A 21,551-nucleotide genomic window follows, 5' to 3' on the forward strand; every position below is an offset into this window, starting at 1 on the left:
AGCAGCAAGAGCTGGAAACGGCCCTGACGCCGCTGGGCGCCGAGATGGTGGCCGAGCTGGGCGTGCAGGCGCAGGTGGCGTTCGGGGAACTGACCCTGGTCGCCGAGCGCGAGCAGATCCTGGACGTGCTGAAGGCGCTGAAAGAGCGTTTCGGCTTCCAGCAGCTGATCGACCTGTGCGGCGTGGACTTCCCGGATCGCGCGGAGCGGTTCGAGGTGGTCTATCACCTGCTGTCCCTGACCCGGAACGTGCGCGTGCGCGTCAAGGTGACGACGGATGAGGTCCAGCCGGTGCCGAGCGCCGTGTCGGTCTATCCGTGCGCCGACTGGTTCGAGCGCGAGGCGTTCGACATGTACGGCATGCTGTTCTCGGGTCACCCGGACCTGCGCCGCATCCTGACCGACTACGGCTTCCAGGGGCATCCGCTGCGCAAGGACTTCCCGATGACGGGCTATGTCGAGGTGCGGTACGATGAGGAGCAGAAGCGGGTGATCTACGAACCCGTCAAGCTGACCCAGGAGTTCCGTCAGTTCGACTTCCTGTCGCCCTGGGAAGGCGCCGAGTACCCCGCCCCGGTTCTGCCGGGCGACGAGAAGGTGAAGTGATGGCTGAGGGTTCGAGCATTCCGGCTCCGATCGGCGCCACCGACGTCTTCGACGACATGGACGATGGCCGGACGGCGCACGCGCGTCAGATGGACGATCGCAAATTCACGATCAATTTCGGCCCGCAACACCCGGCCGCGCACGGCGTGCTGCGTCTGGTGCTGGAGCTGGACGGCGAGATCGTCACCCGCGTCGACCCGCACATCGGCCTGCTGCACCGCGGCACCGAGAAGCTGATGGAGGCGCGCACCTACCTCCAGAACGTGCCCTATCTGGATCGTCTCGACTACGTGGCGCCGATGAACCAGGAGCACGCCTTCTGTCTGGCCATCGAGAAGCTGCTCGGGATCGAGGTGCCTTACCGCGCCCAACTGATCCGGGTGCTGTATTCGGAGATCGGCCGGGTGGGGAACCACCTGCTGAACGCGACCATGCAGGCCATGGACGTCGGCGCCCTGACGCCCCCGCTGTGGGGCCACGAAGAGCGCGAAAAGCTGATGGTGTTCTACGAGCGCGCCTGCGGCGCCCGTCTGCACGCCAACTACTTCCGCCCGGGCGGCGTCCACCAGGACCTGCCGATGGACCTGATCGACGACATTGGTCGCTGGTGCCAGACCTTCCCCGACGCCCTGAAGGACATCGAGGCGCTGGTCACCGAGAACCGCATCTTCAAGCAGCGCAACGTCGACATCGGCGTGGTGTCCAAGCAGGAGGCCCTGGACTGGGGCTTCACCGGCGTGATGCTGCGCGGCTCGGACATCGCCTGGGATCTGCGCAAGGCCCAGCCGTACGAGTGCTATGCGGACCTCGAGTTCGATGTGCCGGTCGGCAAGAACGGCGACTGCTGGGACCGCTACCTCTGCCGCGTCGAGGAGATGAAGCAGTCGGTGCGCATCATGGAGCAGTGCATCCACAAGCTGCGCAACTGCCCCGGTGAGCCGGTGATGGTCGAGGACAACAAGATCGTCCCGCCGCGCCGCGGTGAGATGAAGCGCTCGATGGAAGCGCTGATCCACCACTTCAAGCTCTACACCGAGGGCTTCCGGACGCCGGAGGGCGAGTCCTACGCCGCCGTCGAGGCGCCGAAGGGCGAGTTCGGCATCTATCTGGTGTCCGACGGCTCGAACAAACCGTACCGGGTCAAGATTTCGGCCCCGGGCTTCCGTCACCTGCAGGCGATGGACTGGATGAACCGTGGCCACCAGCTGGCCGACGTGTCCGCCATCCTCGGCTCGCTCGACATCGTTTTCGGAGAAGTGGACCGATGAGCGTTCGTCGTCTCGCCAAGGAACAGCCGGCCTCGTTCGCCTTCTCGAAGGCGACCAAGACCAAGTGCGACTGGTGGATCGCCAAATATCCGGAAGGCCGCCAGCAGTCGGCGGTGATCCCGATCCTGTGGCTGGTCCAGAAGCAGGAAGGCTGGGTCTCGGAGCCCGCCATCCGCGCGATCGCCGAGCTGCTGGGCATGCCCTACATCCGGGTGCTGGAGGTCGCGACCTTCTACACCATGTTCATGCTGGAGCCGGTCGGCACGGCGGCGCTGATCCAGGTGTGCGGCACGACGCCGTGCATGCTGCGCGGCGCCAACGACCTGATGGACGTCTGCAAGAAGAAGATCGGGCCCAAGCAGACGCTGAGCGCCGACGGCCGCTTCACCTGGGAAGAGGTCGAGTGCATGGGCGCCTGCGCCAATGCCCCGATGGCCGCGATCAACGACTACTATTTCGAGGACCTGACGCCGGACGATCTGGCGAAGATCATCGACGACTTCGCCGCCGGCAAGAAGCCGAAGCCGGGGTCGCGCGTCGGTCGTCACACCTCGGAGCCGGTGGGCGGGGCCCTGACCCTGACCGATCCGAAACTGTATGACGGCTCGGCCGCCAAGCCGATCAAGAAGCTGCCCAACAGCGATCCGGTGACCGCATGAGCCAGCATGATCTCGACACGGAGGAGGGCCGTGCGGCCTACCGGGCCGAGCTCAAGGCTGTCGGCCGTCCGTTCCGGCTGGGCGGCCTTGCGCTGATCCTGCTGGGCGCCGGCTATGTCGTCGCCACGCGTTACGACGCGCTGCCGGAAATCGAAGCCCTGATGGTGGTCGCCTATGGCCTCGTCGCCGCCGGCTGGGTCTCGTTCCTGACCGCAACCTACCTGCGTACCCGCTACCACAAGCGCCGTCTGGCGGAAGGACTCTAGGAACCATGGTCGGTATCCTCGAAGACAAGGATCGCATCTTCACCAACCTCTACGGTCTCCAGGACTGGGGCCTTGAGGGCGCGAAGAAGCGCGGCGCGTGGAACGCGACCAAGGACATGCTCGACCTCGGTCGGGACTGGATCATCACCAACGTCAAGAACTCGGGCCTGCGCGGACGCGGCGGCGCCGGCTTCTCGACCGGTCTGAAGTGGTCCTTCATGCCCAAGGAAGTGAAGGATCGTCCTCACTACCTGGTCGTCAACGCCGATGAATCCGAGCCCGCGACCTGCAAGGATCGCGAGATCATGCGCCACGATCCGCAGCTGCTGATCGAGGGCTGCCTGATCGCCAGCTTCGCGATGCAGGCCCATGCCTGCTACATCTACCTGCGCGGCGAGTACGTGCTGGAGCGCGAGCGGATGGAAGCCGCCGTCAAGCAGGCCTATGAGGCCAAGCTGATCGGCAAGAACAACGTCCACGGCTGGGACTTCGACGTCTACATCCACCACGGCGCCGGCGCCTACATCTGCGGTGAAGAGACGGCCCTGCTGGAGTCGCTGGAAGGCAAGAAGGGTCAGCCGCGTCTGAAGCCGCCGTTCCCGGCCGGCGCAGGCCTCTACGGCTGCCCGACGACCGTGAACAATGTGGAATCCATCGCCGTGGTCGGCACGATCCTGCGCCGCGGCGCGGACTGGTTCGCCAGTTTCGGTCGCCCGAACAACACCGGCACCAAGCTGATGTCGCTGGCCGGGCACATCAACACGCCGTGCGTGGTCGAAGAGGCCATGTCTATCCCGCTGCGTCAGCTGATCGAGGATCACGGCGGTGGCGTGCGCGGCGGCTGGGGCAATCTGAAAGCCATCATCCCCGGCGGCGCGTCCTGCCCGGTGATCACCCGCGAGCAGGCCGAAGTGGCCCTGATGGACTTCGACTCGATGCGCGAGCTGCGCTCGTCGCTGGGCACCGCCGGTGTCACGGTGATGGACGAGTCGACCGACATCGTGAAGGCGATCGCCCGCATCAGCTACTTCTTCAAGCACGAGAGCTGCGGCCAGTGCACGCCGTGCCGTGAAGGCACCGGCTGGATGTGGCGCGTGCTGGAGCGGATGGCGATCGGCGAGGCCGACCCGTCCGAAATCGACATGCTGCTGGAAGTCTCGACCCAGATCGAAGGTCACACGATCTGCGCCCTGGGTGACGCGGCGGCCTGGCCGGTTCAGGGTCTGATCCGTCACTTCCGCCACGAGATCGAGGACCGCATCTCCACCTACCGCAGCCGCCGCGCGAACTTCGCCGGCCACGCGATCGCCGCGGAGTAACGATGCGTCCGCCGATCTCGATCCTTGTTGTCGTCGCTCTTTGGAGCGTCACCGGCGCTCTTGCGGTGGCGGGCTGGGTCGCGCGCGGCGAGTTTCCGATGGCTGCTTTCAATGCGGTCTATGGGGCTTGGGCGGTTATCGCCATGTGGCGGATGAGCCGTTGGCCGCTGCTGGTCGGGCTCGGCCTGGGAGTTGCGCGGCAGGCGTGGCACGTGCTGGTGGAGAACGGAAATTACGATCAGTATCCGATACTCGGTCCGTGGGCCTTGATCGTCCCGGCGGTCATGATCGCCGCGCTCATTCTTCCGCATTGGAAGCGGATGAACTGGTCCATTATCGGTTCTGGTCGGCCTGAGAGGAGGGTGGCGAATGTTTTCGGCTGACCTTTCCAACCACCAATTTCTTTCGGGCATGCGCCTGACCGCCGTTTCGATGCTGGCCTTCCTGACCCTCGCCGCCTGCGGCGAGCGGACGGACGCGCCTGCCTCGACCCCGGTGGAAACCGTGTCGGCGACCAACCCGGCCTCGGACGGGGAGGCCAGCGTGCCGGCGGTGCTGACCGCCGCCGACCTGCGGCGCGTCTGTCAGGCGGGGATGGCGGCGATCCACGGGCAGGAGGTTTCGGCCATGCAGGTGGACGGCATCGACGGGCAGGTGGTGAACCTGTCCTGGCGCGCGCCGGTCGACGGCGGACGCCGGGGCGGCCAGTGCCGCGTGGACGGCGACCTGATCAGCTGGAAGCCGCTCGACGCGCCGACGCCGGAAGCCGACCGCTGGATGAACCAGTCCGGTGATCCGGTCACCCGCTTCGTCCTTGACGGGGACGCCATCACCATCAACACGACCCTGCCGGACGGTACGACCGCCTCGCAGACGGTCGAGTTGGCCGCGGAGCATCGCTGATGACCGTGGTGACGTGCCTTTCGATGGACGCGGCGATGTCGCCGGTCCGTAGCTTGTTCAAAAGGGGAGTTTGACTATGCGCGGCAAGATTCTGAACTTTGACGACTACGCCGGCTCGGGCCTCATCAGCGGCGACGACGGCGGCCGTTACACCTTCACCCGCGGCGGCCTGATGGGCGAGACCACGGGCACGCTGGCCGGCTCGGACGTCGACTTTGAAGTGGTCGATGGCGTCGCCACCAACATCTACGTCACCTCGACCCAGCGCATCGCGTCGAGCAGCGACAAGAACAAGATCGTCGCCGCCCTGCTGGCCCTCTTCGTCGGCTGGCTCGGCATCCACAAATTCTATCTCGGCAAGACGACCGCCGGCGTGATCATGCTGCTGTGCGGCACCATTGGCTGGGTGCTGATCGCGATCCCGCCGATGATCATCGGTCTGATCGCCTTCATCGAATTCATCATCTACCTGGTCAAATCCGACGAGGACTTCCACCGCGACTACGTCGTCGGCGACAAGTCCTGGTTCTGATCAAGTCCGCTTAAGTTAAGAAACGCAGAGGTCGCGGGTAATGCCCATCGCGAAAGTCAACGGCGTCGAGACCGAGTTCGAGCCCGGTATGACCGTGCTCCAGGTCGCCGAGCGCGCCGGTCATGAAATTCCGCGCTTCTGCTATCACGAGCGGCTGTCGATCGCCGGCAACTGCCGCATGTGCCTTGTCGAGGTAAAGCCGGGACCGCCGAAGCCGCAAGCTTCGTGCGCGCTCCCGGCCGCCGACGGCCAGGAAATCTTCACCGACACGCCCATGGTGAAGAAGGCCCGCGAAGGGGTGATGGAGTTCCTGCTCATCAACCACCCGCTGGACTGCCCGATCTGCGACCAGGGCGGCGAGTGCGACCTGCAGGACCAGGCCGTCGGCTATGGCCGTGACGGCTCGCGCTATGCCGAGAACAAGCGCGCGGTCGAAGAAAAGAACATGGGTCCGACGGTGAAGACCTTCATGACGCGGTGCATCCAGTGCACCCGTTGTGTCCGCTTCATCACCGAAGTGGCCGGCGTGCCGGACATCGGCATGATCTCGCGCGGCGAGGACGCCGAGATCACCACCTATCTGGAAAAAAATATCGACAGCGAGCTGTCGGGCAACGTCAACGACCTGTGCCCGGTGGGCGCCCTGACGCACCGCCCGTGGCAGTACCACTACCGTCCGTGGGAGCTGAAGAAGACCGAGACCATCGACGTCATGGACGCGCTGGGCTCGAACATCCGCGCCGACTTCAAGGGTTCGGAAGTGATGCGCGTGCTGCCGCGCGTCAACGAAGGCATCAACGAGGAGTGGCTGTCGGACGTCAGCCGCTACGCCGTCGATGGCCTGCAACGCCAGCGTCTGGACCGCCCCTACATCCGCGAGAACGGCCGCCTGCGCGCCGCCTCGTGGGATGAGGCCCTGGGCGCCGTGGCCGCCAAGCTGACCGCCGCTTCGGCCGACCGCATCGGCGTCATCGCCGGCGACCTGCAGGACGCGGAATCGATGAAGGCGGCGCTGGACCTGTTCCGCGCCCTGGGCTCGGCCAACACCGACTGCCGTCAGGACGGCGCCGCGCTCGGCGTCGGCCCCCGCGAAGGCTGGCTGTTCAACTCCGGCCTGCAAGGTATTGAAAACGCTGATGCCGTTCTGGTCATCGGCGCCAATCCGCGCACCGAGGCCCCGCTGCTGAACGCCCGTCTGCGCAAGGCCTGGCTGGCCGGCAAGACCGAGATCGGCCTGATCGGCGAACAGGCCAATCTGACGTTCGATTACAACTGGCTGGGCGCCGGTTCGAAGACCGTCGGCAAGCTGCCGAAGGCCGCGGTCGACTTCCTGACCAAGGCCGAGCGTCCGGCGATCATCGTCGGCGCGGGCGCCCTGACCGGCGAGACCGGCCCGGCCGTGCTGAACGCCCTGGGCGCGCTGGCCAAGAAGGTCGGCTTGGTCAAGGACGGCTGGAACGGCTTCAACGTCCTGCACACCGCCGCCGCGCGCGTGGGCGGCCTCGACATGGGCTTCGTCCCGGGCGAGGGCGGCAAGACGGCTCTGGAGATGGTCAAGCCGGGCGCGCTGGACGTACTGTTCCTGCTGGGCGCCGACGAGATCAACGTCACCGCCTCGGACGCCTTCCGCGTCTATCTGGGCAGCCACGGCGACCGCGGCGCGCATGGCGCCGACGTGATCCTGCCAGGCGCCGCCTACACCGAGAAGTCGGGCCTGTACGTCAACACCGAGGGCCGGGTGCAGATGGCCGAGCGCGTCGTCTTCCCGAAGGGCCAGGCCAAGGAAGACTGGGCCGTGCTGCGCGCGCTGTCGGCTTCGGTCGGCCAGACCCTGCCGTACGACACCCTGGACGCCCTGCGTTCGACGCTGATGGCGGATCATCCGACCTTCGGCCGCATCGACTACCTGCCGGAGCCCGCGTCGTTCGACGTGGCGGCGCTGGGCAAGAAGGGCGACCTGGGCGACATCGCCTTCGCCTCGACGGTGCGCGACCCCTACCTGAACAATCCGATCACGCGCGCCAGCGTGACGATGGCCGAGCTGTCCGCCCAGCGGATCGCCCCGGTCGCGATGGCCGCGGAGTAAGGCTCTATGGACTTCTGGACCACTCCTCTCGGCTGGACCCTCGCCACCACAGGCGCGATCCTGCTCGTCACCGTCGGCGTGCTGGTGGCCGTCGCCTTCCTGCTGCTGGCCGACCGCAAGGTCTGGGCCGGCATCCAGATGCGCAAGGGCCCGAACGTCGTCGGCCCCTTCGGCCTGCTGCAGTCCTTCGCGGACATGATCAAATTCGTGCTGAAGGAGATCGTCGTCCCGGCCGGCGCCGACAAGTCGGTCTTCCTGCTGGCGCCGATCATCACCGTGATCACGGCCTTCATGGTCTGGGCGGTCATTCCGTTCGCGCCGGGCTGGGTCATTTCGGACCTGAACATCGGCATCCTGTATGTGCTCGCGATCAGCTCGCTGGGCGTCTACGGCATCATCATGGGCGGCTGGGCTTCGAACTCGAAGTATCCGTTCCTGGGCGCCCTGCGCTCGGCGGCGCAGATGGTGTCGTATGAAGTCTCGATCGGTCTGGTGATCATCAACGTCATCCTGCTGGCCGGCACGATGAACCTGTCCGAGATCGTCTCGGCCCAGCAGGGCGGGATCTGGAACTGGTTCGTCTTCGGCGGCGGCGCGGACACCTGGCCCACCATCCTCGTGCTGTTCCCGATGATGATCGTCTTCTTCGTCTCGGCCCTGGCCGAGACCAACCGCCCGCCGTTCGACCTGCCTGAAGCCGAGTCGGAACTCGTGGCCGGTTATCAGGTGGAATACAGCTCGACCCCGTACCTGCTCTTCATGATGGGCGAGTACGTGAACATCGTCTTCATGTGCGCCATGATCTCGATCCTGTTCTTCGGCGGCTGGAACCCCGGCGTGCCGCAGGCCTGGCTGGACGCCCTGCCGGCGTGGATCGAGTACGCGATCTACCTGCTGACCTTCTTCGCCAAGATCGTCTTCTGGTTCCTGATGTTCGCCATCGTGAAGGGCTTCGTGCCGCGCTACCGCTATGACCAGCTGATGCGTCTGGGCTGGAAGATCTTCCTGCCGACCTCGTTGGTGGCGGTCGTCTTCACCGCGGCCTGGCGCGTGTTCGCGGTGGGCGGCTGATGATCCGCGCGCTCGCCCTTTCCGGCCTGATGCTGGCGGCCCTGGCCGCCGGCGGGTGCACGAGCGTCTTCCGGCCGATCCAGCCGGACGTCAGCTCCCCCATGGGCGACATGGCCCGGGCCGAGCGGGCGCGTGACCGCAATGCGCGCAACCACCCGGCCTGCCGGGACGATCGCAGCGACCGCGACGACCAGCCCGACGGCTGCGACCGCGTGGTGAGGAGGGGCCGATGATCCGTCTGACCGCCCTAGTCCTGGCGACCCTGACGCTCGGCGCCTGCGCCGCGCAACCCTACGAACCCCTGCCTGTGTCGGCCTATCAGTGGCAGCAGCGGCAGGAACGCATCGAGCGTGAGGAGGCCGAGCGCCTTCGCCGCTGCGAGGCGATGGATAAACAGAGCGAGCGTTACGCCCGCGAATGCCCGCGTGCCGGAGGTGCGCAACAATGATGAACCGTCTCGTACAGGCCGCGAAGGGCGCGTTGCTCATCGACGCCGTCGGCGCCTTCGGCCTGACCCTGAAGTACATGGCCCGTCCCAAGATGACGGTGAACTATCCGTTCGAGCGGAACCCGCAGTCGCCCCGCTTCCGCGGCGAGCATGCCCTGCGCCGCTATGCGAACGGCGAGGAACGCTGCATCGCCTGCAAGCTGTGCGAGGCCATCTGCCCCGCCCAGGCGATCACCATCGAGGCCGAACCGCGCGCCGACGGCAGCCGCCGCACGACCCGCTACGACATCGACATGGTGAAATGCATCTACTGCGGCCTGTGCCAGGAGGCCTGCCCGGTGGACGCGATCGTCGAAGGTCCGAACTCGGAGTTCACGACCGAGACGCGCGAGGAACTGCTGTACGACAAGGACCGCCTGCTCTCGAACGGGGATCGCTGGGAACGGCTGATCGCCAAGAATCTGGAACTCGACGCGCCTTACCGTTAAGGCGCAGACGCGAAACGGGGAGGGCGATTCCAGTCGGGATTGCCGCCCATAACCGAAAGGGGCTGAGGCCTCCGATGTTGCAAGGCATTGCCTTCTATCTGCTGGCGGCGGTGGCCGTGGTGAGCGCCCTTCTGGTCGTCACCTCGAAGAACCCCGTGCACAGCGTGCTCTTCCTGATCCTGACGTTCTTCACGGCGGCGGGTCTGTTCATCCTGCTCGGCGCGGAGTTCCTCGCCATGCTGCTGGTCGTCGTCTACGTCGGCGCGGTGGCGGTGCTGTTCCTGTTCGTCGTCATGATGCTGGATGTCGACTTCCTGCGGCTGCGCGAGGGCTTCGCGCAGTATCTGCCGCTGGCGATCATCGTGGCGGGCGTGCTGCTGGCGGAGATGATCCTGATCTCGCTGACCGTCGCGACCAGCGGCGTCGCGGCTGATGCGGTCGGCCCGGTCGCCGCGACCGCCGACGCCTCCAACATCGAGACGATCGGTCGGGTGCTCTACACCGACTACGTCTACTTCTTCCAGGCAGCGGGCATCGTCCTGCTGATCGCGATGATCGGCGCCATCGTCCTGACCCTGCGCCACAAGCCCGGCATCAAGCGCCAGAACGTCGCCGACCAGGTCGGTCGCGACGCGAAGAAGGCCATGGAAGTCAAGTCGGTCTCGACCGGCGCGGGCGTCAATCCCGAGGATCTGGTCTGATGGTCGTCACCCTGTCGCACTACCTGGCGGTCGCCGCCATTCTGTTCACCATCGGTGTCTTCGGCATCTTCGTGAACCGCAAGAACGTCATCATCATCCTGATGTCGGTCGAGCTGATCCTGCTGGCCGTGAACATCAATTTCGTCGCCTTCTCGAGCTACCTGAACGATGTGTCCGGGCAGATCATGGCCATGTTCGTCCTGACCGTCGCGGCCGCTGAAGCCGCCGTGGGTCTGGCCATTCTGGTGACCTTCTTCCGTAACCGCGGCGACATCGCCGTGGACGACGCCTCGGTCATGAAGGGCTGATCGTGAACCTCCAGCTTCTCGTCACCCTCGGGATCTTCGCCCCGCTGCTCGGCGCAGCCATCGTCGGCCTGTCGGGCCGCCGTCTGGGCAATGTCCTGTCGCAGTCCATCACCACGGGCCTGCTGTTCTTCGCCTGCGCCGTCTCCTGGACGGTCTTCGGCCAGTGGACCTGGGGCCATCTCGAGCCCTTCACCATCACCCTGGCGCCGTTCATCCACGTCGGCGACTTCGTGTCGAACTGGTCGATCCGGATCGACGCCCTGTCGGCCACCATGCTGGTGGTCGTGACCAGCGTCTCGTCGCTGGTTCACCTCTATTCCTGGGGCTACATGGCCGAGGACCCGGACAAGCCGCGGTTCTTCGCCTACCTGTCGCTGTTCACCTTCGCCATGCTGGCGCTGGTGACCGCCGCCGACTTCATGCAGCTGTTCTTCGGCTGGGAAGGCGTGGGTCTGGCCTCGTACCTGCTGATCGGCTTCTGGTACAAGAAGCCCTCGGCCAGCGCCGCCGCCATCAAGGCCTTCGTGGTCAACCGCGTCGGCGACTTCGGCTTCGCCCTGGGCATCTTCACCGTCTTCTGGATGTTCGGCACGATCCAGTTCGCCGAACTGTTCCCGATGATCTCGACCATGGCCGGCAAGGGCTGGGAGTTCCTGGGCCACAACTGGTCGGCGCTCGACCTGGCCGCCTTCCTCCTGTTCATCGGCGCGATGGGCAAGTCGGCGCAGTTCTTCCTGCACACCTGGCTGCCGGACGCGATGGAAGGCCCGACCCCGGTGTCGGCGCTGATCCACGCGGCGACCATGGTCACCGCCGGCGTCTATATGGTCTGCCTGCTGTCGCCGATCTTCGAGTATGCGCCGGGCGCTTCGGCCATCGTCGCCACCATCGGCGCGGTGACGGCCCTGTTCGCCGCCACCGTCGGTCTGGCCCAGAATGACATCAAGCGGGTCATCGCCTATTCGACCTGTTCGCAGCTCGGCTACATGTTCTTCGCCGCGGGCGTGGGCGCCTATGAGGCGGCCATGTTCCACCTGTTCACCCACGCCTTCTTCAAGGCCCTGCTGTTCCTGGGCGCCGGTTCGGTGATCCACGGCATGCACCACGAGCAGGACATGCGGAAGATGGGCGGCCTGTGGAAGCTGCTGCCGATCACCTATGCGGTGATGACCATCGGCACCATCGCCATCACCGGCCTGGGCATCCCCGGCATCGGCGGTCTGGCGGGCTTCTACTCGAAGGACATCGTGATCGAGAGCGCCTTCGCCGCTGCGGCGTCGAACCACTCGCCGATCGGCCTGTTCGCCTTCTTCGTCGGCATCCTCGCCGCCGGCCTGACCGCCTACTATTCGTGGCGTCTGGTGTTCATGACCTTCCACAACAAGCCTGTGTGGAAGGAAGAGAACGCCCATCACGACGATCACGCCCATGGCCACGCGCACGACGCCCATGCGTCGCACGCCCAGATCGAGACCCATGACGAGCCGCTGGCGGATCATGACGATCACGCCCACGACGACCACCACCATCATGGCCCGCTGAAGCCGCACGAGAGCCCCTGGGTGATGATCGTGCCGCTGCTGGTCCTGTCGGTCGGCGCCGTGTTCGCGGGCATGGTGTTCGAGCCCTTCTTCACCGGGCACCACGAGAACGAGTTCTGGCGCGGCGCGATCTTCACCGCGGAGCACAACCACGTCCTGCATGAGGCCCACGCTGTCCCGACCTGGGTGAAGTGGTCGCCGCTGGTGATGACCCTGATCGGCACCTTCGTCGCCTACTGGATCTACGTCGTGAAGGAGGGCATGGCCCGCCGCATGGCCGATCGCGGCAGCGCGGTTCACGCCTTCCTGTACAACAAGTGGTACGTCGACGAGCTGTATGACTTCGTGTTTGTGAAGGGCGCCAAGGCGCTGGGCGACTTCTTCTGGAAGGTCGCCGACGTGAAGATCATCGACGGCGGCGGACCCAACGGTGTCGCCTGGCTGTCCCGCAAATTCGCCGGCGGGCTCGCCCGCTTCCAGTCCGGCTACGTCTATTTCTATGCGTTCGTGATGCTCATCGGTCTCTGCCTCTTCCTGGCCTTCGCCCTTACCGCGTGGGGAGCCTGATCTTGCCCCAGATCCCCTTCATCCTGAGCATCGTCACCTTCCTTCCGCTGGTCGGCGCGGCCCTGCTGCTGCTGACCCGCCTGGGCGGGAAGGGCGGTTCCGACAGCGCCGCCCGCTGGATCGCACTGGCGACCACCCTGGCCGTGCTGGCTGTGTCGGTCGTGCTGGTCGCGACCTTCAACCCGCAGAGCGCGGGCTATCAGTTCGTCGAGCATTTCGCCTGGTTCTCAGGCGCGAGCTACCACCTCGGCGTGGACGGGATTTCGATCCTGTTCGTCCTGCTGACCGCCTTCCTGATGCCGATCTGCGTTCTGGCCAGCTGGAACTCGATCAAGGACCGTGTCGGCGACTACATGATCGCCTTCCTGGTGCTGGAGACGCTGGTCATCGGCGTCTTCACCTCGCTGGACCTGTTCCTGTTCTACATCTTCTTCGAGGGCACCCTCGTTCCGATGTTCATCATCATCGGGGTGTGGGGCGGTCAGAACCGGATCTACGCGGCCTACAAATTCTTCCTCTACACCCTGCTGGGGTCGGTGCTGATGCTGCTGGCCATGCTGTGGATGGCCCATGAGGCCGGCACCACCAGCATCCCGGAGCTGAAGGAGTACGCCTTCTCGCCGACCGTGCAGCCCTGGCTGTGGCTGGCCTTCTTCGCCTCGTTCGCGGTGAAGATGCCGATGTGGCCGGTGCACACCTGGCTGCCCGACGCCCACGTTCAGGCGCCGACGGCGGGTTCGGTCATCCTGGCCGGCATCCTGCTGAAGCTGGGCGGCTACGGCTTCCTGCTGTTCAACCTGCCCATGTTCCCGCAGGCGTCGCAGATGTTCGCGCCGCTGGTCTGGGCGATGTCGGGCATCGCCATCGTCGTCACCTCGCTGATCGCCTTCCGTCAGACCGACATCAAGAAGCTGATCGCCTATTCGTCGGTCGCCCACATGGGCTTCGTGACCATGGGCATCTTCGCCGGCAACGATCAGGGCGTTCAGGGCGCGATCTTCCAGATGCTGAGCCACGGCCTGATCTCGGGCGCGCTCTTCCTCTGCGTCGGCGTCGTCTATGACCGGATGCACACCCGCGAGATCGCCTTCTACGGCGGTCTGACCAGCCGGATGCCGTGGTTCGCCGCCATCTTCCTGATGTTCACCATGGCCAACGTCGGCCTGCCGGGCACCTCGGGCTTCATCGGTGAAATCCTGACCATGACCGGCATCTACCAGGTGTCGACCTGGACGGCGCTGGTGGCCGCCTCGGGCGTGATCTTCTCGGCGGTCTATGCGCTGACGCTGTATCGCAACGTCATGTTCGGCGAGATCACCAATCCGAAGCTCAAGGACATCGCGGACATCGACAAGCGCGAGCTGCTGATCTTCGTGCCCCTGATCGTCGGCACCATCTGGCTGGGCGTGCAGCCCGGTCTGGTGCTGGACTACACCAATGCCGCCGTCAGCGGCCTGACGTCCGCCTATCAACTCGCGATCGGTGGCTGAGACCATGATGCCTGATCTGATTTCCGCCCTCCGTCTCTCGGCTCCCGAGATCACGCTCGCCGTCGGCGGCCTCGTGCTGCTGATGATCGGCGCCTTCTCGGGCGAGCGCAGCACGCGCGTCGTGTCGTGGCTGTCGGTCCTGCTGCTGCTGGCCGCGACGGCGGTGACCGTCACCGGTCCGCTGGGGCAGGCCTTCAACGGCGCCTATGTGGCCGATCCGCTGTCCGTCTACGGCAAGGCCGTGATCTTCCTGTCCAGCGCGGTGGCGATCATCCTCGGCAACGGCTGGATGCACCGCCAGAAGATCGCCAAGTTCGAATATCCGGTCCTGATCGTGCTGGCCTCGGCCGGCATGGGCATGATGGCGTCGTCGGGCGACCTGATCTCGATGTACGTCGGGATCGAGCTGCACTCGCTGGCCCTGTATGTGCTGGCGGCCTATCACCGCGACGACCTGAAGGCGTCGGAAGCGGGCCTGAAGTATTTCGTGCTGGGCGCCCTGTCGTCGGGCCTGCTGCTGTACGGCGCCAGCCTGATCTACGGCTTCGCCGGTTCGATGCGCTTCGAGGACATCGCCGCCTACGCCGCCACCAACCCGTCGACGGGTCTGGTCTTCGGCCTCGTGTTCCTGATCTCGGGTCTGGCCTTCAAGATCTCGGCCGCGCCGTTCCACATGTGGACCCCGGACGTCTATGAGGGCGCGCCGACGCCGGTCGTGGCCCTGTTCGCCTCGGCCCCGAAGATGGCCGCCATGGTCCTGATCGCCCGCACGCTGGAAGGCGCCTTCGCCAACTCGCACCAGCAGTGGGCGCAGGTGCTGATCCTGATCTCGCTGATCAGCTTCGCCGTCGGGGCTTTCGGGGGTCTGGTCCAGAAGGACATCCAGCGCCTGCTGGCCTATTCGTCGATCGCCAACATCGGCTACGCCCTGCTGGGCATCGCCGCGGGCACGACGCTGGGCGTCGAGGCCATGCTGATGTTCATGACCCTGTACATCATCGACCAGTTCGGCTTCTTCGGCCTGCTGCTGTCGCTGAGCCGCAACGGCCGTCCGATCCGCAAGGTCCAGGACCTGGCCGGGCTGCGCAAGGAGCGTCCGTTGACCACCATCGCGCTGACCATCCTGTCGCTGTCGGTGCTGGGCATGCCGCCGCTGTCGGGCTTCTGGGCCAAGTATTATGTCTTCGGCGCCGCGGCCGATGCGGGTGGCATCATGCCGGCCGTCGCTGTCGCGGGTCTGGTGGCCTCGGTCGTGGCGGGCTTCTACTACCTGCGCATCATCAAGGTGATGTGGTTCGACCCGGCCCCGGAAGGGACCGCGCCGACCGACGCCGCGCCGGTGGAGGCCAAGACCATCGCCCTGGCGGCCGCCGCCTTCAGCTTCCCGCTGGTCATCGTGGCCCTGATCTGGCTCCAACCGCTGGCCTCGCGCGCCGCGACGGGCTTCGGGGTCAGCTAGGCCGTTGGCGACCGCGCCGGTCCTGCTGCTCGACCAGATCGACTCCACCAACGCCGAGGCCCGCCGCCGGGCCGAGGCGGGCGAGACCGAACCGCTGTGGATCGCCGCCCGACGCCAGAGCGCCGGGCGCGGTCGGCGGGGCAGGGCGTGGGAAGGCCATACCGGCAATCTGTTCAGCACCCTGCTGACCACCACCCGCAAGCCGCCCGCCGAGGCGGCGCAGGTGACCTTCATCGCGGCCCTGGCCGTGGCGGACCTGCTGGACCGCTATGCGCCGCCGTCCGTGGTGACGATCAAATGGCCCAATGACGTGATGCTCGCGGGCGTGAAGGCCAGCGGCATCCTGGTCGAGTCCGGCGCCCACGCCGATGGGAGCCTGTGGCTGGCCGTGGGGATCGGGGTCAATCTGGCCGAGGCGCCGGAGGGGACCGAGCGCCCCGCCACGGCCCTGTCGCACCATCTGTCCGCCGGCCACATCGCCCCGCCGAAGGTGGAGCGGGCGGCCGAGGAACTGGCCGAGACCTTCGGGGTCTGGTTCGAGCGCTGGGAGACGCTGGGGTTCCAGCCGATCCTCGACGCTTGGGCGGCGCGGACGCCGGGGCTGGACGGTCCCGCCGTGGCGCGGCTGGGCCATGAGACCATCGAGGGCCGGGCCGAGGGCGTTGCGCCGGACGGGGCGTTGCGTCTGCGGCTGGCGGATGGTTCGCTGCGGCTGATTTCGGCGGGCGATGTGTTCTTCGGGGAGACCCACTGATGCTGCTGGCGATCGAACAGGGCAACACCAACACGCTGTTCGCCGTGCACGACGGGAGCGAGTGGATCGCCCAGTGGCGCGCGTCGACGGACTCGCAGCGCACGGCGGACGAATATGCGGTGTGGCTGGCCCAGCTGCTGACCACGCGCGGACTGGCGCTGGCGGACCTGACGGGATGCATCATCTCGTCCGTGGTGCCGCAGTCGATCTTCAACCTGCGCAACCTGTCGCGCCGTTATCTGTCGAGCGAACCGCTGGTGATCGGCGACAATGTCGAGCTGGGCATACCGGTGCGCATCCTCAAGCCGAGCGAGGCGGGGGCGGACCGGCTGGTCAACGCCATCGGGGCGCATCTGCTTTATCCGGGCGACCTGATCGTCATCGACAGCGGCACGGCCACGACCTTCGACGTCATCGCCGCCGACGGCGCCTTCGAGGGCGGGATCATCGCGCCGGGGGTGAACCTGAGCCTGCAGGCCCTGCATGAGGCGGCGGCCATGTTGCCGCGCATCGCCATCCAGAAGCCGGACAAGGTGATCGGCAAGGACACCGTGACCAATATGCAGTCCGGCGTCTTCTGGGGTTACATCGCCCTGATCGAGGGCCTCGTGGCCCGGATCAAGGCCGAGTGGGGCAAGCCCATGACCGTCATCGGCACGGGGGGCGTGGTCTCCCTGTTCGAGGGCGCGACCGACAGTATCGACCGGTTTGATCCGGACCTGACCATCCGCGGCCTGCTGGAAATCTGGCGGCGGAACACCACTTCCAGGGACATATGAAAAAACAAGCTGACGACGAATTCGTCTTCCTGCCGCTGGGCGGGTCGGGCGAGATCGGCATGAACCTGAACCTGTACGGCTACGGCCCCGAGCGCGACCGGCAATGGCTGATCGTGGACGTGGGCGTGACCTTCGGCGACCTGTCGACGCCCGGCGTCGATGTGATCGTGCCCGATCCTGCCTTCCTCGAAGGCGAGAAGATCCGCGGCATCGTCCTGACCCACGCCCACGAGGACCACATCGGCGCCCTGGGCTGGCTGTGGACGCGGATGAAGGCGCCGGTCTATGCGACGCCGTTCACCGCCTATCTGATCCGCGAGAAGCTGCGCGAGGCGGGCATTCTGGATCAGGTCGAGCTGATCGAGGTGCCGCTGGGCGGGACCATCGACCTGGGACCGTTCCAGGTGACGATGATCACCATGACCCACTCGATCGCCGAGCCGAACGGTCTGGCCATCAAGACGCCGCTGGGCACGGTGCTGCACACCGGCGACTGGAAGATCGACGATGATCCCGTCGTCGGCGGCGTGACCGACGCCGACGCCATCTCGCGCCTCGGCGACGAGGGCGTGCTGGCCATGGTCTGCGATTCCACCAACGTCTTCGTCGAAGGTTCGGCGGGGTCAGAGGGCGGCGTGCGCGAGGCGCTGTCGGAACTGATCAGCGGGCTGAAGGGCCGGATCGCCGTCGGCTGTTTCGCCTCGAACGTGGCGCGGATGGACAGCGTGATCCGCGCCGCCGAGGCCGCCGGACGCCGGGTGTTGCTGGCCGGCCGGTCGATGCACCGGATCACCGCCGCCGCCAAGCACGTCGGCATGCTGAACGACATCAAGCCGTTCCTGAGCGAGCAGGAGGCCCGGGTCTGGCCGGCCGACGAGATCCTGTATCTCTGCACCGGCAGCCAGGGCGAGGTCCGCGCGGCCCTGTCGCGCGTGGCCGAGGGCACCCATCCCTATGTGAAGCTGTCGAACGGCGACCACTGCATCTTCTCGTCGCGGGTCATCCCGGGCAACGAGCTGTCGGTCGGGCGTCTGCAGGACAAGCTCGCGGACCGCGGCGTGCGCCTCTACACCGAGAAGGATCACCGCGGCATCCACGTCTCCGGCCACCCGTGCCGCGACGAACTGAAGCAGATGTACGAATGGGCGCGGCCGAAGATCGCCGTCCCGACCCACGGCATGCGCCGCCACCTGGCCGAACACGCCAATCTGGCCAAGGACATGGGCGTTCCGGAAGCGGTGACCCCGCGCAACGGCGACATGGTGCGCCTGGCGCCCGGTCCGGCGGCGATCATCGACGAGGTTCCGAGCGGCCGGCTGTATGTGGACGGCGGGCGTCTGGTCACCGAACAGGGCGAGGCCCTGCACGAGCGGCGTCACGCCTCGACCAACGGCATCCTGATCGTCGGCTTCGCCATGGACCGGCGCGGCAAGATCGTCAGCGACATCGACGTGCGCGGCATCGGTCTGCCCGGCGACGAGGAGGCCCCGCTGGGCGACGCGCTGGATGATCTGGCGGAACGGGTCGAACAGACGGTGATGAAGCTGAAGGGCGAGGCGCTCGAGGACGATCAGGTCATCGAACAGGCCATCTCCCGGGTGCTGAAGAAGGCCAGCCAGCAGATCTGGGACCGTCGCCCCATCGTCGAGACCATCATCCTGCGGCTCTGACGGCGCGGAATGGCGGTTGACCTGTCGTAGCGGCAGGGCGGTTCACTGGGGCCTACAGCCGTCGGAGACCGCCCATGCGCCTGCGTCATGTTTCTCTGGTCACCCTGATCGCCCTGACCCTGGTCGGGACGAGCGCCTGTGCGGGCGGACCGCCGCAATCGTTTGCACAGACCGCGCCGCCGCCCGCCCCGGACTATGGTCGGCCCGAAGCCTGGTTGGCTCTGCCCGGGCAGGACGGGCCGCAGCGGTCGGTTCCGCGGGGACTGACTCCCGTAGGCGAGGCGGACGCGCCCGCCGATGTCTTCTTCATCCATCCGACCACGAGTTCGGCGAGCGATGTCTGGAACGTGCCGTGGGACGCTCCGAACACCGCGGCGCCGCTGAACCCGGCGGTGCAGGGGGCGCAGATCAGCGTCTTCAACGGCTGCTGCCGCCTGTATGCGCCGCGTTACCGGCAGGCGACGCTGAAGGGATTGAGTGACGACGGGGCGGTGGCGCCGGCCTACTCCGACCTCCGCGCCGCCTTCCGGACCTTCGTGGCCGAGCACAACGACGGGCGGCCCTTTATCCTCGCCTCGCACAGTCAGGGCACGATGCATGCGATCCGGCTGGTTCAGGAGGAGGTGCTGGGTACGCCGCTGCAGGATCGGCTTGTCGTGGCCTATCTGATCGGCGGCTATGTGCCGGCGGACTTCGGCGATGCTGGCCTGCCGGTCTGCGACAGCGCCCGCCAGACCGGTTGCGTGGTCAGCTGGAACGCCGGGAAGATCGGCAACGGGCTGTCGCGCATCGTCATCAACGACAAGACCTACTGGTGGCGCGGGGCGCTGAAGCGGGACGAACAGGCGCCGGCCCTGTGCGTGAACCCGCTGAGCTGGCGGGCAGGGGATGCGGAGACGCCGGAGCCGGCGAGCGCCAATCCCGGCAGCCTGCCGTTCCCAGCCAGACCCTATCCGGAGACCCGGACCGTCCTGCCGCCGCTGGATCAGGGGCTGACCGGGGCGCGCTGTCACGCGGGGATGCTGGAGGTCGATCTGGCCTCCACGGCGGGGCCGACCTACAGCGATAATCTGACCCGGCTGGCCGGCAGCTATCACCTGCAGGACTATGGTCTGTTCTACGGCGCGCTGTGGGCTAATGCCGTGGATCGGGTCGCGGCATGGCGCGGCGCGCATCCCTCCGGCGGTCAGTGATCCGCCGACAGACCGCTTCCGGGCTTTGAAGCGGGCGACGAGCTTCCTATAAGGAGCCGATTCCCCCGCCCAAGGTCCGCCCCCCATGCCCGACGCCCCGTCCGAGTTCCGCTACAAACGTGTCCTGCTGAAGGTCTCGGGCGAGGTGCTGATGGGCGATCAGGGCTACGGCATCGACATGAAGACCGTGGCCGACGTGGCCGGCGCCATCGCCGACGTGGCCCGCGAGGGCGTCGAGATCTGTCTGGTCATCGGCGGCGGCAACATCTTCCGCGGCCTGTCGAAGGCGGCTGGCGACATGGACCGCGCCTCGGCCGACTACATGGGCATGCTGGCAACGGTGATGAACGCCCTGGCCATGCAGGCCGCGCTTGAGAAGATCGGCGTGCAGACCCGGGTGCAGAGCGCCCTGACCATGAACGCCGTGGCCGAGCCCTATGTGCGCCGCCGCGCCCTGCGTCACCTCGAGAAGGGTCGCGTGGTCATCTTCGCCGCCGGTGTGGGCGCGCCGTTCTTCACGACCGACTCGGGCGCCGCGCTGCGCGCCGCCGAGATGGGCTGCGACGCCCTGCTGAAGGGCACCAGTGTGGACGGCGTCTATACCGCCGACCCGAAGAAGGATGCGACCGCGACCCGTTACGACACCCTGACCTATCACGATGTCCTGGCGCGTGACCTCAAGGTGATGGACGCCTCGGCCGTCGCCCTGATGCGTGACTCGGGCATCCCGATCGTGGTCTTCTCCATTCGCGAGGATGGCTCGTTCCGTAACGCCCTGACCGGCAAGGGTCATTTCACCGTCATCAGCGCCGACGGCAAGGCCGCCTGACAAACCGACAAGAACACGAGAGACACGATCATGGCCAAGCCCGATCTCAAGACCTACCGCGACCGCATGGACAAGGCGGTCGACGCCCTGAAGGAGGAGTTCTCCGGCCTGCGCACCGGCCGCGCCAACGCGGGCCTGCTGGATCCGGTCCGGGTCGAGGCCTATGGCTCGACCTCGCCGCTGACCGCCGTCGCCGCCATCAGCGTGCCTGAGCCGCGCATGATCTCGGTCAGCGTCTGGGACAAGGGGATGGTGGTTTCGGTCGAGAAGGCCATTCGCGCCGCCGGCCTGGGCCTGAACCCGATCGTCGACGGCCAGACCCTGCGCATCCCGATCCCGCCGCTGACCGAGGAGCGCCGTAAGGAATATGTGAAGCTGGCCGGCAAGTACGCCGAGCAGCAGAAGATCGCCGTGCGCAACGTGCGCCGCGACGCCAACGATGACCTGAAGAAGGCCGAGAAGGCTTCGGACATCAGCCAGGACGAGCAGAAGAAGATGGAAGCCGATGTCCAGAAGGACACGGACGCGGCCATCAAGCGCATCGACGAGACCTTGAAGGCCAAGGAAGTTGAGATCATGCAGGTCTGACGGCGGATCTGCCACAGGATAACCGAC

24 protein-coding genes are annotated in these 21,551 nt (G+C 66.5%); all 24 read left to right on the forward strand.

Going from position 1 to position 21,551, the window contains the following annotated elements; genetic code table 11:
• Positions 1-11 precede the first annotated feature (11 nt).
• The 24 genes from ACFQQC_RS12600 to frr all read left to right on the forward strand — a co-directional run bounded on the left by ACFQQC_RS12600 (position 12) and on the right by frr (position 21,524).
• Positions 12-605, forward strand: coding sequence for an NADH-quinone oxidoreductase subunit C (locus ACFQQC_RS12600; protein ID WP_376863221.1), 594 nt, complete (start codon positions 12-14; stop codon positions 603-605).
• Positions 605-1,873, forward strand: a complete 1,269-nt coding sequence (locus tag ACFQQC_RS12605) for an NADH-quinone oxidoreductase subunit D (RefSeq protein ID WP_376862764.1) — start codon at positions 605-607, stop codon at positions 1,871-1,873. Before ACFQQC_RS12600 ends, ACFQQC_RS12605 begins: the two co-directional genes overlap by 1 nt.
• The gene (gene nuoE, locus ACFQQC_RS12610) at positions 1,870-2,532 is read left to right on the forward strand and encodes an NADH-quinone oxidoreductase subunit NuoE (protein ID WP_376862765.1); all 663 of its coding nucleotides are present in this window, start codon (positions 1,870-1,872) and stop codon (positions 2,530-2,532) included. Before ACFQQC_RS12605 ends, nuoE begins: the two co-directional genes overlap by 4 nt.
• Positions 2,529-2,798 (forward strand): hypothetical protein, encoded by a 270-nt coding sequence (locus ACFQQC_RS12615; RefSeq protein ID WP_376862766.1) that lies wholly within the window; start codon positions 2,529-2,531, stop codon positions 2,796-2,798. The genes nuoE and ACFQQC_RS12615 overlap by 4 nt, the downstream gene beginning before the upstream one ends.
• Positions 2,799-2,803: 5 nt before the next feature.
• Positions 2,804-4,117, forward strand: a complete 1,314-nt coding sequence (gene nuoF / locus ACFQQC_RS12620) for an NADH-quinone oxidoreductase subunit NuoF (protein ID WP_331046690.1) — start codon at positions 2,804-2,806, stop codon at positions 4,115-4,117.
• 2 nt (positions 4,118-4,119) lie between these two features.
• Positions 4,120-4,500: a hypothetical protein gene (locus ACFQQC_RS12625; protein ID WP_376862767.1), complete on the forward strand. Its 381-nt coding sequence runs from the start codon at positions 4,120-4,122 to the stop codon at positions 4,498-4,500.
• Positions 4,487-5,020: a hypothetical protein gene (locus ACFQQC_RS12630; protein WP_376862768.1), complete on the forward strand. Its 534-nt coding sequence runs from the start codon at positions 4,487-4,489 to the stop codon at positions 5,018-5,020. The genes ACFQQC_RS12625 and ACFQQC_RS12630 overlap by 14 nt, the downstream gene beginning before the upstream one ends.
• A gap of 76 nt (positions 5,021-5,096) precedes the next feature.
• Positions 5,097-5,552, forward strand: coding sequence for a TM2 domain-containing protein (locus ACFQQC_RS12635; RefSeq protein WP_376862769.1), 456 nt, complete (start codon positions 5,097-5,099; stop codon positions 5,550-5,552).
• Positions 5,553-5,592: 40 nt separating this feature from the next.
• The gene (gene nuoG / locus ACFQQC_RS12640) at positions 5,593-7,638 is read left to right on the forward strand and encodes an NADH-quinone oxidoreductase subunit NuoG (protein ID WP_376862770.1); all 2,046 of its coding nucleotides are present in this window, start codon (positions 5,593-5,595) and stop codon (positions 7,636-7,638) included.
• A 6-nt stretch (positions 7,639-7,644) separates the two neighbouring features.
• A complete protein-coding gene (gene nuoH, locus ACFQQC_RS12645; protein ID WP_376862771.1) occupies positions 7,645-8,709 on the forward strand; it encodes an NADH-quinone oxidoreductase subunit NuoH in 1,065 nt (354 codons plus the stop codon).
• On the forward strand, positions 8,709-8,942 hold the full coding sequence (locus tag ACFQQC_RS12650) for a hypothetical protein (RefSeq protein ID WP_376862772.1): 234 nt from the start codon (positions 8,709-8,711) through the stop codon (positions 8,940-8,942). The genes nuoH and ACFQQC_RS12650 overlap by 1 nt, the downstream gene beginning before the upstream one ends.
• Positions 8,939-9,157 carry a hypothetical protein gene (locus ACFQQC_RS12655; RefSeq protein ID WP_376862773.1) on the forward strand — a complete coding sequence of 73 codons (219 nt, stop codon included), beginning with the start codon at positions 8,939-8,941 and terminating at the stop codon, positions 9,155-9,157. The genes ACFQQC_RS12650 and ACFQQC_RS12655 overlap by 4 nt, the downstream gene beginning before the upstream one ends.
• Entirely contained in the window at positions 9,154-9,645 is a 492-nt protein-coding gene (nuoI, locus tag ACFQQC_RS12660) for an NADH-quinone oxidoreductase subunit NuoI (RefSeq protein WP_376862774.1), read from the forward strand. Before ACFQQC_RS12655 ends, nuoI begins: the two co-directional genes overlap by 4 nt.
• A gap of 74 nt (positions 9,646-9,719) precedes the next feature.
• Complete coding sequence (locus ACFQQC_RS12665; protein WP_376862775.1) at positions 9,720-10,346, forward strand: NADH-quinone oxidoreductase subunit J; 627 nt, start codon at positions 9,720-9,722, stop codon at positions 10,344-10,346.
• Positions 10,346-10,654 carry an NADH-quinone oxidoreductase subunit NuoK gene (nuoK, locus tag ACFQQC_RS12670; protein ID WP_376862776.1) on the forward strand — a complete coding sequence of 103 codons (309 nt, stop codon included), beginning with the start codon at positions 10,346-10,348 and terminating at the stop codon, positions 10,652-10,654. Before ACFQQC_RS12665 ends, nuoK begins: the two co-directional genes overlap by 1 nt.
• 2 nt (positions 10,655-10,656) lie before the next feature.
• Complete coding sequence (gene nuoL, locus ACFQQC_RS12675) at positions 10,657-12,762, forward strand: NADH-quinone oxidoreductase subunit L (protein ID WP_376862777.1); 2,106 nt, start codon at positions 10,657-10,659, stop codon at positions 12,760-12,762.
• An 11-nt stretch (positions 12,763-12,773) separates the two neighbouring features.
• The gene (locus tag ACFQQC_RS12680) at positions 12,774-14,252 is read left to right on the forward strand and encodes an NADH-quinone oxidoreductase subunit M (RefSeq protein WP_376863222.1); all 1,479 of its coding nucleotides are present in this window, start codon (positions 12,774-12,776) and stop codon (positions 14,250-14,252) included.
• A 7-nt stretch (positions 14,253-14,259) separates the two neighbouring features.
• A complete protein-coding gene (nuoN, locus tag ACFQQC_RS12685) occupies positions 14,260-15,711 on the forward strand; it encodes an NADH-quinone oxidoreductase subunit NuoN (RefSeq protein WP_376862778.1) in 1,452 nt (483 codons plus the stop codon).
• A 4-nt stretch (positions 15,712-15,715) separates the two neighbouring features.
• Positions 15,716-16,465, forward strand: a complete 750-nt coding sequence (locus ACFQQC_RS12690; RefSeq protein WP_376862779.1) for a biotin--[acetyl-CoA-carboxylase] ligase — start codon at positions 15,716-15,718, stop codon at positions 16,463-16,465.
• Positions 16,462-17,244 (forward strand): type III pantothenate kinase, encoded by a 783-nt coding sequence (locus ACFQQC_RS12695; RefSeq protein ID WP_376863224.1) that lies wholly within the window; start codon positions 16,462-16,464, stop codon positions 17,242-17,244. The genes ACFQQC_RS12690 and ACFQQC_RS12695 overlap by 4 nt, the downstream gene beginning before the upstream one ends.
• Entirely contained in the window at positions 17,241-18,914 is a 1,674-nt protein-coding gene (locus ACFQQC_RS12700; RefSeq protein WP_376862780.1) for a ribonuclease J, read from the forward strand. Before ACFQQC_RS12695 ends, ACFQQC_RS12700 begins: the two co-directional genes overlap by 4 nt.
• Positions 18,915-18,988: 74 nt before the next feature.
• On the forward strand, positions 18,989-20,107 hold the full coding sequence (locus tag ACFQQC_RS12705; protein WP_376862781.1) for a DUF3089 domain-containing protein: 1,119 nt from the start codon (positions 18,989-18,991) through the stop codon (positions 20,105-20,107).
• Between the two features lie 85 nt (positions 20,108-20,192).
• Complete coding sequence (gene pyrH, locus ACFQQC_RS12710; RefSeq protein WP_376862782.1) at positions 20,193-20,936, forward strand: UMP kinase; 744 nt, start codon at positions 20,193-20,195, stop codon at positions 20,934-20,936.
• Positions 20,937-20,966: 30 nt separating this feature from the next.
• Entirely contained in the window at positions 20,967-21,524 is a 558-nt protein-coding gene (gene frr / locus ACFQQC_RS12715) for a ribosome recycling factor (RefSeq protein ID WP_376862783.1), read from the forward strand.
• Positions 21,525-21,551 lie beyond the last annotated feature (27 nt).

Origin of the sequence: Brevundimonas sp. GCM10030266 (assembly GCF_042666595.1) — a bacterium.
Lineage (GTDB): Bacteria > Pseudomonadota > Alphaproteobacteria > Caulobacterales > Caulobacteraceae > Brevundimonas.

Bases quoted from the DNA above. Each gene is read 5' to 3' on its own strand.
- ACFQQC_RS12605 (WP_376862764.1), top strand. From the start codon at position 605: ATGGCTGAGGGTTCGAGCATTCCGGCTCCGATCGGCGCCACCGACGTC.
- nuoE (WP_376862765.1), top strand. From the start codon at position 1,870: ATGAGCGTTCGTCGTCTCGCCAAGGAACAGCCGGCCTCGTTCGCCTTC.
- ACFQQC_RS12615 (WP_376862766.1), top strand. From the start codon at position 2,529: ATGAGCCAGCATGATCTCGACACGGAGGAGGGCCGTGCGGCCTACCGG.
- nuoF (WP_331046690.1), top strand. From the start codon at position 2,804: ATGGTCGGTATCCTCGAAGACAAGGATCGCATCTTCACCAACCTCTAC.
- ACFQQC_RS12625 (WP_376862767.1), top strand. From the start codon at position 4,120: ATGCGTCCGCCGATCTCGATCCTTGTTGTCGTCGCTCTTTGGAGCGTC.
- ACFQQC_RS12630 (WP_376862768.1), top strand. From the start codon at position 4,487: ATGTTTTCGGCTGACCTTTCCAACCACCAATTTCTTTCGGGCATGCGC.
- ACFQQC_RS12635 (WP_376862769.1), top strand. From the start codon at position 5,097: ATGCGCGGCAAGATTCTGAACTTTGACGACTACGCCGGCTCGGGCCTC.
- nuoG (WP_376862770.1), top strand. From the start codon at position 5,593: ATGCCCATCGCGAAAGTCAACGGCGTCGAGACCGAGTTCGAGCCCGGT.
- nuoH (WP_376862771.1), top strand. From the start codon at position 7,645: ATGGACTTCTGGACCACTCCTCTCGGCTGGACCCTCGCCACCACAGGC.
- ACFQQC_RS12650 (WP_376862772.1), top strand. From the start codon at position 8,709: ATGATCCGCGCGCTCGCCCTTTCCGGCCTGATGCTGGCGGCCCTGGCC.
- ACFQQC_RS12655 (WP_376862773.1), top strand. From the start codon at position 8,939: ATGATCCGTCTGACCGCCCTAGTCCTGGCGACCCTGACGCTCGGCGCC.
- nuoI (WP_376862774.1), top strand. From the start codon at position 9,154: ATGATGAACCGTCTCGTACAGGCCGCGAAGGGCGCGTTGCTCATCGAC.
- ACFQQC_RS12665 (WP_376862775.1), top strand. From the start codon at position 9,720: ATGTTGCAAGGCATTGCCTTCTATCTGCTGGCGGCGGTGGCCGTGGTG.
- nuoK (WP_376862776.1), top strand. From the start codon at position 10,346: ATGGTCGTCACCCTGTCGCACTACCTGGCGGTCGCCGCCATTCTGTTC.
- nuoN (WP_376862778.1), top strand. From the start codon at position 14,260: ATGCCTGATCTGATTTCCGCCCTCCGTCTCTCGGCTCCCGAGATCACG.
- ACFQQC_RS12700 (WP_376862780.1), top strand. From the start codon at position 17,241: ATGAAAAAACAAGCTGACGACGAATTCGTCTTCCTGCCGCTGGGCGGG.
- ACFQQC_RS12705 (WP_376862781.1), top strand. From the start codon at position 18,989: ATGCGCCTGCGTCATGTTTCTCTGGTCACCCTGATCGCCCTGACCCTG.
- pyrH (WP_376862782.1), top strand. From the start codon at position 20,193: ATGCCCGACGCCCCGTCCGAGTTCCGCTACAAACGTGTCCTGCTGAAG.
- frr (WP_376862783.1), top strand. From the start codon at position 20,967: ATGGCCAAGCCCGATCTCAAGACCTACCGCGACCGCATGGACAAGGCG.